Here is an 11,884-nt window from a genome sequence, read left to right on the forward strand (position 1 = left end):
TGACATTAATTTGTTTCCAATCGCGCAACAGTACCCCGCTCAGGAGCCGTATAATGCTGATCGGAAATCTTGACGGCATGACCGTCTTTGCCCGTGTCGTCGAGGAACGCAGTTTTTCCGGTGCGGCGCGCAAGCTTGGCATGTCCAAATCCGCGGTCAGCAAACATGTAACCAAGCTTGAAGACAATCTTGGCATCCGGCTTCTGAACCGCACCACGCGGCGTCTTAGCCTTACAGATGCCGGGTCGACCTTCTATCAGCACTGCGCGCGTGTGGTTGAAGAAATCGAAACAGCCGAACATGCGTTGACCGATTTGCGCGGCACGCCGCGCGGGACATTGCGTATTTCAGCCCCCCTGACCTTTGGGCAGATGTATCTGCCGCAACTGGTGACCGAGTTCATGGATAAGTATCCCGGGCTGCATGTCGATATCCATCTGGCCGACCATATGGTTGATCTGGTGGCCGAGGGGATTGATATGGCGATCCGTATCACCCGACTTAAGGATTCAAGCCTGATCGCCCGTAAACTGGCCGATTTTACCGGCCATGTGGTGGCCTCACCGGGTTATCTGGAACAGTATGGCGAACCCAAAACGCCACAGGAACTGGCCGAGCACCGAACGATTTCCTACACCAACGTACCCAGCCCCAATATCTGGGACTTTGACGGGCCTGATGGTCAGGTCTCAGTCCGGGTCAATCCGGTGATGTCATGCAACAATGGTGAATTCACATCCGTCGCGGCCATTCGCGGTCTTGGCATTGCCCGTGAACCGGAATTCATCGTTGCGGAGGCACTTAGCGAAGGGCGTCTTGTCCGCATCCTGCATGATTACGATCCACTCAGCAGTGGCGGTATTTACGCGGTCTATCCCGAACGCCGCCACTTGCCCAGCAAGGTGCGTGTGTTTATCGATTTTCTGGTCGAAAAATTCAAAGGCGGATTGTGCAACTTCCATCAGGAAGCCTGTGCGGAATACCATGAAGGACGTGGCCGTCAAAGACCACGGCCCTAATCACTTGCTTTCGACCCGCCAGCCCAACAAACAGATTGCCCCGATCAAAAGCGCGACAAACGGGATCGGCAGCAAGTTTGTAATGCCACCAATCACCGTCTTGAAACTGTCGGTCTGAAGGAACCCGGCCCAGTTGCTGCCATGCCAGATACGGTCATCGGGCACATGGCGGAAATCGGGCAAACCATCTTCGATCCGGCCGATATATCCATCATTTTCCGCCACCAGCCCGGCCAACAGATCCGGGGTGGAGTTGGTGTTTCGGGTTTCGGCGGTCAGGACATCACGATCGACATGCAACGCGGTTTGACTGCGATCATCCTGATCACGTACCCGAACCCGGATCAGACCGCGGGTTTCAATCGGAACAGTCGCCTGCCAGGATTGATTGGGAAGCTGTTCGAACGGCGCATTGATCTGTTCACCGGTTTCCGGGTTGATCACGCTGGCTGCTTCGGGGGCTGCGCCAATCTTGCGCCAATTGAGGATCAGGCTTTCGCCATCCGGGCTGCGTTCGGTCAGCACAGTGTTTTCATCAAGGGCTGGTTCCTTCATCAGCCAGTGTGACAAGCGCCGCAGCAATTCTGCGACAGGGCCGCCGCCATCATGGCCACGCTGCCAAAGCCACATCTGATCGGAACTTAACATCGCCACACGGCCTTCCTCGACCCGTTGCATGGTCAGAAGTGGCAGGTCATCGACACCGGTCAGAAGCGTCATCGCATCGGGATCAGAAATACGCGTTTCGATCTGACGATACCACTGACCCCATTTCGGGGGCGTGTTGGGGGATCCGGCAATGGCGGTTGTAACCGGGTGCAGGCGGCCGGCCTGATTAACACGGGGGACAAAGGCCTGCTCGATAACCCGGCCGGTCGGCGCGGCAGGCATCAGGTCATTCAAGGCGGTGCTGGCAAGCCCATCCGGTCCGACATATTCCGGCCCGGCGACGACCAGTGCCGCGCCACCCCATTTGACGAAATCAACCACCTTTTCAAGATAGTGCGGCGGCAAGACGCCGCGCATCTGGTAGCGGTCAAAAATGATCAGATCAAATTGACGCAGGCGCACTTCAAACAGATCGCGGATCGGAAACGGGATCAGCGCCAGTTCATTGATCGGCGTGTCGTCACCCTTTTCTGGCGGACGCAAAATCGTGAAATGCACAAGGTCGACCCCCGGATCAGCCCGCAAAAGGTTACGCCAGGCCCGTTCACCCGGGTGGGGTTCACCAGATAACAACAAAACACGCAAACGATCACGCACACCGGTTGTTTCAAGGATCAGCCGGTTGTTGGATTTGTCGGTTTCTTCCTCAAGCGTATCCATACGCAATTCGGCAAGAACCGATCCGGCATGCGGCACCGGGATGCTGACCCGGCGTTGTTCGTTGGCGGGCAGGGCAATTTCACGTTCCGTACCATCTTCAAGCAGCATCCGTACCTGGATCGCCGTGCCGGGGGGCAGTTGTGGATCAACCGCCTCGATCATGAATTCAGCATCCTTGCCGACAATGCCGTAATCGGCACTTTGGCGAATTACCAACCGGCGATCACGTTCATCGCGTCCGCCACTGATCAAAACATGCAACGGTGCGTTCAGATCAAGGCTGCTTGGCACGTCGTGAACCTGCCCGTCAGTGATCATCATGACACCCCCCAGCCGTTCGCGCGGCAGCCCGCCCAGCAACCGGTCAAGGACGGCAAACATGCGGGTATCGGTATCGCCCGGAACATCTTCAAAGCGAAGCTCCACCGATGGGTCCTCGGCAAAGCGATCTTGCAGTTCGGCAATCGCCGCATCGGTTTGTGCCGCGCGGTTCGCGATATTCTGGCTTGCCGACCGGTCGACAAGCACCAGAATAATGTCGCTTAGTTTTTCGCTTTCACGGTCGGTAAATTGCGGTGCCAGAAGGGCCAGAAGAACCAGCACCATCACCACCCCGCGCCAAACCGTTCCACGCAGCCGGAAGATGGTGAACACAATGACGGCAACCAAACACAAAACAGCCAAGCCTTGCAGGATGGTGATGTCGAGAAGCGGGGAAATCTGAAGGTTCTGCCATCCCTGGTTCATCGGCCCAACCTTTCCAGAATGGCCGGGATATGGACCTGATCGCCCTTGTAGCTCCCCGTAAGGGCATACATCACCAAATTGACGCCAAACCGATAGGCCATTTCGCGTTGCCGGGGGGATATGTCTTCGCTGCGCAATTCATCGCGGCCTTCGGGAATGATCCAGGCCGATGCCCAGTCATTACCGCCAAACAGAACCGACGCCACCCCATCCAGACGTTGGCTGGGGCGGGCATCAAGCCATAGCGGTTCGGAAAATCGGCCAAAAGCATGGTCAAGCAGATAGAAACTGCGAAACAGGATGTGATCACTTGGCGCACGATCCAAAAGCGGGACTTCCAACCCGGCCAAAAGACGCCGCAAGCGCGCCGGTTGGACTTCGCGATCCCGACTATCGATCAGGATCATGCCACCATTATTCAGATAACGGTTCAATCGTTCCTGTGCGCGTTCGGAAAACGGTTCCTGCCCGTCAACCAGCGGCCAATAGATCAGCGGATAGAAACTAAGCTCATCGGTTTCCGGATTAACGCCATCGACGGTGTTGAGGTCTGCCGCACTACGCCGACGCAGGATTTCGGTCAGGCCGGTCATCCCGGCACGGCTCAGGCGATCCACCGGGGCATTCCCGGTCTCAAGATAAGCCAGACGCGGTTGCAGGGCTGCTTCGGGCAGTGTTGCCGCGATGGATGCTGCGGGCATCATCATGCTGGCGGAGGCCGCACCCGTCAGGACGGCGGCCAGCAAAAGCGATGTCAGGGCATTGCTGCGTCGACTGCGCCGCAGGGACACGTTGTTCAGCACCAGCAAAATCGCGGCATCAAACAAGATCAGGATAAAGGCAGCCAACAGGCAAAGGGCTGCAAGATCAACCTGGCTTTGATCGGTGATTTCGCGCGTGCTGATGCCCGATGGCCAAACCACATCGCGACCGATATCGGAAAGTGAAGGGCCAAGGTTCAGCGCAACCGCCTGTCCGTTCTCGCCGTAAATGCCCGGTGGATGGCGCGGATTGGGTGTCGGAAGCGGGGTTTGAACCGGCAGGATCAAGGCATCTGGCTGATGCGGTCGGCCAAAACCATCCAGAATGGTCTGGGCAGGCAGGCTGCTTTGCAGTTCGGCGTCGCTGCGATTGCTCGGACTTGCAAGGGGAAGAAGCCGCTGCCACAGTTCGACAAACAGGCCCGACATCGGAAGGTTCGACCAATCTGCCCATGGTGTGACATGGAAAAGGACAATCCGCCCGGCATTGCGCGGTGTGCTGGTGATCAGGGGCGTCCCATCGGTCAGACGTGCCCAAGTCTTGCTGACAATGTCCGGGTCGGGTTCGGCCAGCAATTGGCGCGTGACCGTGATGTCGTCAGGCACGTCGACCCCGTGAAACGGACTGTTGTCCGGAAAGTCGAGCAACCTTTTGGGCTTTTCCCACGACATCGATCCGCCAAAGTCGCGGTTGCCAAGTCGAAGTGTGACGGGCAGGAAATCGTTACCGATCTGCGATGAACTGTCGCCCGCAAACCGCACCAGCATGCCGCCTTCATTGACCCAGCGTTCCAGCGCGTCAAACTGGCTGCCCAGACCTGAAATCGGACCAGCGGAGACCAGAACATCGACCTTGTCTTCAAGCAACGTTCCAAGCGGCGCATAGGTCACATCGGCATAGGGCGAAAGCGCCCGATCAAGGAAGAAATACTGATCAGACAAAACCCCCGGACCATCGCCAGAACTGACCACGACGCCAACCCGGCGTTGTTGCCAGCGCGCACCGGTCTGAAATACCGATGCGGCACTTTCGACCCCCTCAATCCCGACAGATTGAATGGCATTGGAAATGTCACGCGGCAACAGAATGGCGACATCGCTTTGATCGCTGTCGGGTGTGATTTCCACCGTATGGCGAAGGATCACATTGCCGCGTTCGCCGCGGGCCAGAAGATTGATCTCGCGCGGTTGATCATCGCGATTGTGGGCCAATGTTGCCAACATGCCGGTACCGGACCGGCTAAGCGACCGGATCGCGATACGGTCGGTGATGGTTGGTGAGATCGTTGTGATCGGCGCGATATCAAGCAGTTCGGATGCGATTTTGGCCTTGCCGGGGCTGTCCATCTCGCTGGTTAGCCACAAGATGCTACCAACAGCCCGGTTCATTTCCGGGCGTTCGGAAATCAAATCCGAAAGGGCGGTATAATCCGAGGGCCAAGGACGTGGCTGCAAGCGATCAAACAGGTTTTTGGTATCGTTGGGCGATACCGGACCGACAATGTCTGGAAGTTTCCATGTGGTCGCGCCTGCTGCCTCGGGCGCGGTTTGGGCAATATAGACCGTTTGCAACTCGAACCGGGCCTGATTGGCGATCTGTTGCAATGCCGTGCGGTATTGCCGCCAGTTAGCGGCACTGTCCCAGCCGTTATCGGCAATGATCAATATCGCGCCATCATTGGCGGCAAAATCATTGCGGTTCATCACCGGGCGGGCAGCGGCAACAATCAGAAGCGTCAGGATCAAACAGCGCAGAATGGTTTGCCAGATCGGCGCGCGCTGAATATCGCGGCGTTTGCTTTTAAGGCCGCGCAAAATACGCGCAGCCGGGAAGATAACGGTTTTGGGTGACCGTGGTGCCGATCTGATCAAAAGCCAGACAATCGGCAATGCCAGCAGCCCGGCCAGCATCGCAGGATACAGGAATGTGATGGCCGACAGGCTCATGACATCTCCTGCGTGTTATGGCGATGCAGGTTAGGACGACCGCGTCCGTTCGATCCGCTTTGATTTTGCCGCTCGCTCAGATGCTGATACAGGGCCAGCAATGTCGGGCTGGCACTTTCGGATGTGACATGCCGGTCATAAAGCCAGTCATTCTGGCGCGCGGCATCGCGGACCAATGCCCGCCATTTCTGGGCGCGAAGTTTATAGCCCTCCGTGAGGTCTTCGAACTTTTCGCTGCGAAAGATCATCTGATCATCGGTATCAAACAGATCAACCCGTCCCTGAAATGGCGGGGCGATTTCCGCAGGATCAAGAATTTGTACCAGCGCACCGTCATTCTGATACTGGCCCAAGCGCCGCACCGTGCGTCCTGACTGTTCGCTTTGATCCGCAAATTCAAGGAAGTCACCCAGGATCAGCACCGAATGTTTCCGGCCGGGGTGAATGTTTGTCGCCTGGCCCGCGATGCTTTGCGGACTTGCCAGCATCGCGTGACCCAGTTTTTCAAGATGCTCTGCCGATGTGATGCGCGTACGTTCGCCGTCAAAGGTGCCAACGGTTTCGCCGTTGCGGATCAAAAGGTCGGCCAATGCGATGGAAATGATCAGGGTGCGTTCCGCCTTCGACGGCAGCTTTTCGCTTGATGCCCAATAGGTCGACGGCGAAAGTACCGGCCAGATCCAGTAATTATGGCTGGCCTGCCATTCGGTCTGGCGGATGAAGGTATGTTCGCTGCGCGCAGATCGGCGCCAGTCAATCTGGTTGGTTGGGTCGCCGGGAACATACGGGCGGAATTGCCAGAAATCGCTGCCCGGCCCGACCTTGCGATTGCCATGCAGGCCACTGCGCAGACTGATGGCCGTTCGGCGTGACTCATCAATCAGCTGTGGCAGTTTCGCCGCAAGGGCGCGGGCAGCGGCAACATGATCCTGCACGGGGGCGGTGACCAATTAGTTTTTCTCCTGCAGGTGGGCAAGCGCATCGGTAATCAGCCCTTTGGCGGTAAAGCCTTCGGCGCGTGCGCCATAGGTCAGACCGAAACGATGGCGCAAAACAGGAACGGCAAGTTCTTCGATATCCTCGATCGATGGGGCAAAGCGCCCAAACAGCATCGCACGCGCCCGGCACGCCAGTGACAGGGCCTGTGCCGCACGTGTACCGGGGCCCCAGGCGACATTTTCACGAATATCGGCAAGTGATGTGCTTTCCGGGCGGCATTCGCGACACAGGGCAATGATAGTATCGAGAACCCGGTCCGGCATTGGCAGGCGGCGGACAAAGTCCTGTGCCTCAACCAGATCATCGGTTTGAAGAACCTGTCGTGGGCGGGCCGGATACCGTCCGTTGGTCTCGGTCACGATCTTGCGTTCTTCATCAGCATCGGGATAGCCAAGCCGGACTTCAAGCAGGAAACGGTCAAGCTGTGCTTCGGGCAGGGGATAGGTGCCTTCCTGCTCCAACGGGTTCTGGGTGGCCAGAACATGGAACGGTTCGGGCAGTTTGTGGCTGTAACCGGCAACCGAAACCTCGCGTTCCTGCATTGCCTGCAACAGGGCCGATTGAGTACGCGGGCTGGCACGGTTGATTTCATCTGCCAAAAGCAACTGGCAAAATACCGGTCCCTTGATAAAGCGAAACGCGCGTTTGCCGTCCGCCCCTTCTTCAAGAACTTCGGAACCCAGAATATCGGCGGGCATCAGATCGGGTGTGAACTGAACACGCTTGTCAAGCAGGCCAAGAACCTTGCCCAGCGTGTGCGCCAGAAGCGACTTGCCAAGGCCCGGCGCACCGACCATCAGCACATGTCCACCCGATAAAATGCCGATAAGTGTTTGCTCTACGGCATCATTCTGCCCAAATATAATACTGGAAATCATTTTGCGGGCTTCGGCCAGCCGTGCGACACACTCGTCCAGACGGGCTGCATCGCGTTCGAGACTGCTTTCCTGGGAGAAACCCATTTCTTCGGGGAATTGTGGCGCGTTTGTCATGGCGGTTGACTGTGCTTCCTATGTTGCAGTGCAGGCGTTGGCAGGCCAGAGAACGCAGATGAAATCGCAGAAGTATAACGGGAAAACGTCTGGTTCAGGATCAACTCTACAGCATGAATGAAAACCAAAAAACCATCGATCTCGCCGAGAAGTTGTGGACGCGCTTGCGCGGGCAGAAGCCCGACACCGGGCGGCACCCACAAATCTGTGGCGATATCCCTATGTCTATAGGTCGGGATGGAACCTGGTTCTATCAAGGTGGTCCGATTGGCCGAATTGAGCTGGTTAAGCTTTTTTCTTCCGTGTTGCAGCGTGATGAGGAAGGCGGGCACTGGTTGGTGACCCCGGCCGAGATGGCCCGGATCGAGGTCGAGGACGTCGCCTTCATCGCGGTTGAAATGCAAAATGAAGGCGACGGCAAAGATCAGAATATCCGTTTTCGGACCAATATCGATCAGTGGGTGGAACTTGATGATGATCATCCCCTGCGCGTCGAACACGACCCCGAAACTGATGAACCATCGCCCTATGTCGGGTTGGAGCGCGGCCTTGAGGCGCGCCTGAACCGGGCGGTGTTCTATCAATTGGTCGAATTGGCCGAAGAAATTAGTGACCCTGACCACAACATGATACGTATCGGTGTTTACAGTCATGGGAAGTTTTTTGAGATCGGTCGGATGGAGGCCACGGAATGACACCCGATGACATCGTTGCCGCCTTGCGCGCGCCAACTGGCGATGTTTTGCAGCGCCGTGGCGACCATGCGGTGGACTTTCCGGGTTCGAAATCGCGCGCACGGGCATTTGCCGATGGGGAGCTGATTTCGCGTCCGGCAGCCGTTCTGGTGCCGTTGGTCAAACGCGATGCGGGTTTGCATGTGATCCTGACAAGGCGTACTGATCACCTCAGCGACCATGCAGGTCAAATCAGCTTCCCCGGCGGGCGGCAGGAAGAATTTGATACCACGCTTGAAGAAACCGCGCTCCGCGAGACGGAGGAAGAAATTGGTCTTGCCCGCCGTCACATCGATCTGGTGGGCCGGATCGACGATTATTACACCGTGACCGGCTATCAGGTGACCCCGGTCGTCGGTCTGATTACACCGCCATTCGATCTTAAGCCCGATGACCACGAAGTGGCCGAAGTGTTTGAAGTGCCACTCAGTTTCATTCTTGATCCGCGAAATCAGAAACTGCAAACCGTTACGTTCGAGGGTACCCGCAGGCGGTATTTTGCGATTCCGTATCGCGAATATTACATCTGGGGCGCGACCGCCGGGATGCTGGTCAACTTCTCTGAAGTCATCCGGGCCAATGCGCCATCGCTTAACCGTTAATCCGAATATTAGGACAGAGCTTTATGTTGCGACAAATCATCCAGATCGGTCTTCCTCTGATCCTGCCCTTTGTGATTTACGGGCTGTGGCTGAAATGGGCCCGCGCCAAGGCCATCCGTGAAGGTCATGACATCATCCCGCCATGGAACAAGGGGCCGTGGCTGATGCTGTTTGGTTTGGGCGTGTTGCTGACCGCTGCAATCCTGATTTTCACTGCACTTGGGACTGGTGCGCCGCCCGATTCCATTTATCATGCGCCGGTATTGCGTGACGGCGTGGTCGAGCCGGGCTATTTCGAACCCAAGGAATAGAACAGCCCAGCCACCGTCGTGGCACTTGATATGACAGGTGGCAACAAGGCAGCGATGACAGCACTCGAAGTAACCGGCAGATTGCGGCCATACGGGATCATGGTCGCCGATGATACGGCCCGCGTGTTTGATGCCATTGCGCAGCAAGGCGGTTGTGCGCGGTTTGTTGGCGGCGTCGTGCGTGATGCGTTGCTGAAACGCGATCTGGTCGATGTCGATATCGCCTGTGATCTCGCGCCCGAGGAAACGCAGGCTGCTTTGGAAAAGGCGGGTATCCGGGTCATCCCGACCGGCCTTAAGCACGGGACTGTCACCGCAATTACCGATGCCGGGACCTATGAAATCACGACGTTGCGTGTCGATGTCCTGACCGATGGGCGCCACGCGGAGGTCGCCTTTACCGACAGCTGGCTTGAAGATGCCAAGCGCCGTGATTTTACCTTCAACGCCATATACTGCGACCTTGATGGCACGATCTATGACCCGTTTGATGGCGAAACCGATTTGCGCGACGGGCGGGTTCGATTTATCGGGGTGGCCGAAAACCGCATTGCCGAGGATTTCCTGCGCATTTTGCGGTTCTTCCGCTTTCAGGCCTGGTTTGGCCGCCCGCCGATTGATCCCGTCGGGGCAGAAGCCTGTCGCAAGGCAGTAAACGGTCTTCATGATATTTCGGTCGAACGTATTCGCGACGAGATGTTCAAGCTTCTTCGCTCGCGCAGTCCTGCCGGCACGATCAATGACATGATCGGGTTTGGCATTTTACCCGCCATTCTGCCCAAACTAATCCACACTGATTGCCTGCGCATCATGCAGTGGCTTGATAGCACCGCCCTTGCCGATCCGGTGATCCAGCCCGATCCGTTGCGCCGCCTTGCGGCACTGTTTGCGCCAGCGGGCGATAGAGGCAACAGCGATGATGACGAGGACAATCTGGCGGCGGCAGAACGCTTCGCGCGTGATTTGCGACTGTCGAATGAAGAAACCGACCGTTTTGCTGAAATGGTTGCGCATGCGCCGCTGATTGATCCGAAACTGCGGCCGGAAATCGTGCGCCGCGATCTGTATCGGATGGGGGCATCCGCATTTCGTGATGCGGTGCTCTTGGCATGGAGTACACGCGCCGCAGTGCCACCACGTTGCACACGCGCAGAAAATGACGAATGGAAAGCCCTGATTGAGGCCGCAGCAAACTGGCAACCGGTGAAATTGCCAATACAGGGCCGTGATATTCTGAAAGCTGGCCTTGCACCTGCAGGGCCGTGTGTCGGGGCGCTTTTAAGACAGGCCGAGGAATACTGGATCGATCGCGATTTCCAGCCCGGTCGGGATGAATTGATGGACTATATTGCCCGCCAGATCACTGCAGGCGATGAGGAGAAAGAATGACGACAGGCGCAATTGGACATCGGATTTGCTGTTTTGGCGACAGTCTGGTCAATGGTGTTCGCGACGGTGAAAAGGGCGGTTGGCCGATGCGTTTGGCCCGGCGTCTTTTGGACGAGGCCGGGCGTGACGTCACGATCTATAACCTTGGTATTCGCGCGGAAACGTCCGAGGGGCTCAAGGCCCGCTGGCAGGTTGAAGCAAGCCTTCGCATGGTTGAAGAATTCCCGACGGTCCTGATCTTCAGTTTTGGGGTGAATGACGCCAACCACGCCGAAGACCGGGGCGAGGAAACCACCATGCGGGTTTCCCCGGCAAAGTCGGCGGCCAATGCCGCCGAGATTATCGGTGCGGCTGCCAAACTGGCACCAACCCTTTGGGTCGGGCCACAGGCCGTGATTAACGGCAGCAAATCCAGCCAGGAAATCAACCAGCGCCTCGAAGGGCTGAACCAGATTTATCTCGAAACGGCGCGCGGGTTTGATGTGCCCTATCTCGATCTGCTTGCCACGACACTTGAAGACGATACATGGCAACGCGCATTACGGCGCGGCGATGGCTATCACCCCGACAAGTTCGGCTATGACCGGCTGGCAGATCTGATCTGGGAATGGGGTGCTGTGCAAAAGACCATTGGTCTTTCAGCCTCAGACGACTAAGGGTCGGACAACCAATCAGGTCAGAATATCGAAATACTGACCACGTCCACCGGCACCGGCCGTGAGGTTGTTCAACGGATCGCCAGATGCGCTGTATGTCGGCGATGAGATCTTTTCGACATAGCTGTCTGAAATTGTTTTCTGTTCGCCGTCTTTCAGGAACTGCTTTTGTTCATTGCGGTCACGCTGATAGGACTGAACAGCGCGCTCGATCTCCTGATCCGATGTCAGGACAGAGGCGCGTGTCCCATCGATAATCCGGTTTTGTTCGGCAAACCGTTGCTCATCGCCACGTTGCTGGGCGATGGGGCTGGTCTGGCGGACGGGATTGGACAGCGAAAGATCAGAAAAAGGCGCGATATTTACCATTGACGGAACTGCTCGTTTGAACCGATTGG

General features: G+C 57.0%; 11 protein-coding genes. 6 read left to right on the plus strand and 5 right to left on the minus strand.

Translation table 11 applies throughout. The features are described from left to right. Window positions 1-53 precede the first annotated feature (53 nt). On the plus strand, window positions 54-1,019 hold the full coding sequence (locus WBY09_RS15135; protein ID WP_064788799.1) for a LysR family transcriptional regulator: 966 nt from the start codon (window positions 54-56) through the stop codon (window positions 1,017-1,019). Here the strand turns inward: WBY09_RS15135 and WBY09_RS15140 are convergent, their stop codons facing one another. Genes WBY09_RS15140 through WBY09_RS15155 form a run of 4 tightly spaced genes read right to left on the minus strand, consistent with a single transcriptional unit; the run spans window position 1,020 to window position 7,794 of the window. Continuing rightward, window positions 1,020-3,095 (minus strand): hypothetical protein, encoded by a 2,076-nt coding sequence (locus WBY09_RS15140; protein WP_336233162.1) that lies wholly within the window; start codon window positions 3,093-3,095, stop codon window positions 1,020-1,022. It lies immediately after the preceding gene. Continuing rightward, the gene (locus WBY09_RS15145) at window positions 3,092-5,803 is read right to left on the minus strand and encodes a DUF4159 domain-containing protein (protein ID WP_336233163.1); all 2,712 of its coding nucleotides are present in this window, start codon (window positions 5,801-5,803) and stop codon (window positions 3,092-3,094) included. The genes WBY09_RS15140 and WBY09_RS15145 overlap by 4 nt, the downstream gene beginning before the upstream one ends. After that, a complete protein-coding gene (locus WBY09_RS15150; protein WP_336233164.1) occupies window positions 5,800-6,753 on the minus strand; it encodes a DUF58 domain-containing protein in 954 nt (317 codons plus the stop codon). The genes WBY09_RS15145 and WBY09_RS15150 overlap by 4 nt, the downstream gene beginning before the upstream one ends. Further along, window positions 6,754-7,794, minus strand: a complete 1,041-nt coding sequence (locus WBY09_RS15155) for an AAA family ATPase (protein ID WP_336233165.1) — start codon at window positions 7,792-7,794, stop codon at window positions 6,754-6,756. Between the two features lie 113 nt (window positions 7,795-7,907). Between WBY09_RS15155 and WBY09_RS15160 the strand changes: the two genes are divergently transcribed. Genes WBY09_RS15160 through WBY09_RS15180 form a run of 5 tightly spaced genes read left to right on the plus strand, consistent with a single transcriptional unit; the run spans window position 7,908 to window position 11,486 of the window. Then, window positions 7,908-8,489: a DUF1285 domain-containing protein gene (locus WBY09_RS15160; RefSeq protein ID WP_336233166.1), complete on the plus strand. Its 582-nt coding sequence runs from the start codon at window positions 7,908-7,910 to the stop codon at window positions 8,487-8,489. Further along, on the plus strand, window positions 8,486-9,130 hold the full coding sequence (locus WBY09_RS15165) for a CoA pyrophosphatase (protein WP_008889886.1): 645 nt from the start codon (window positions 8,486-8,488) through the stop codon (window positions 9,128-9,130). Before WBY09_RS15160 ends, WBY09_RS15165 begins: the two co-directional genes overlap by 4 nt. Before the next feature lie 23 nt (window positions 9,131-9,153). Further along, a complete protein-coding gene (locus tag WBY09_RS15170) occupies window positions 9,154-9,441 on the plus strand; it encodes a hypothetical protein (RefSeq protein ID WP_008889887.1) in 288 nt (95 codons plus the stop codon). A gap of 30 nt (window positions 9,442-9,471) precedes the next feature. After that, a complete protein-coding gene (locus WBY09_RS15175) occupies window positions 9,472-10,830 on the plus strand; it encodes a CCA tRNA nucleotidyltransferase (RefSeq protein ID WP_336233167.1) in 1,359 nt (452 codons plus the stop codon). Beyond that, on the plus strand, window positions 10,827-11,486 hold the full coding sequence (locus WBY09_RS15180; RefSeq protein ID WP_336233168.1) for a DUF459 domain-containing protein: 660 nt from the start codon (window positions 10,827-10,829) through the stop codon (window positions 11,484-11,486). The genes WBY09_RS15175 and WBY09_RS15180 overlap by 4 nt, the downstream gene beginning before the upstream one ends. A 15-nt stretch (window positions 11,487-11,501) precedes the next feature. On the opposite strand, the gene WBY09_RS15185 is transcribed toward WBY09_RS15180, so the two are convergent. After that, the gene (locus tag WBY09_RS15185; RefSeq protein WP_064788805.1) at window positions 11,502-11,855 is read right to left on the minus strand and encodes a hypothetical protein; all 354 of its coding nucleotides are present in this window, start codon (window positions 11,853-11,855) and stop codon (window positions 11,502-11,504) included. Window positions 11,856-11,884 lie beyond the last annotated feature (29 nt).

This window comes from Thalassospira sp. CH_XMU1458 (assembly GCF_037027205.1).
GTDB lineage: Bacteria > Pseudomonadota > Alphaproteobacteria > Rhodospirillales > Thalassospiraceae > Thalassospira > Thalassospira tepidiphila.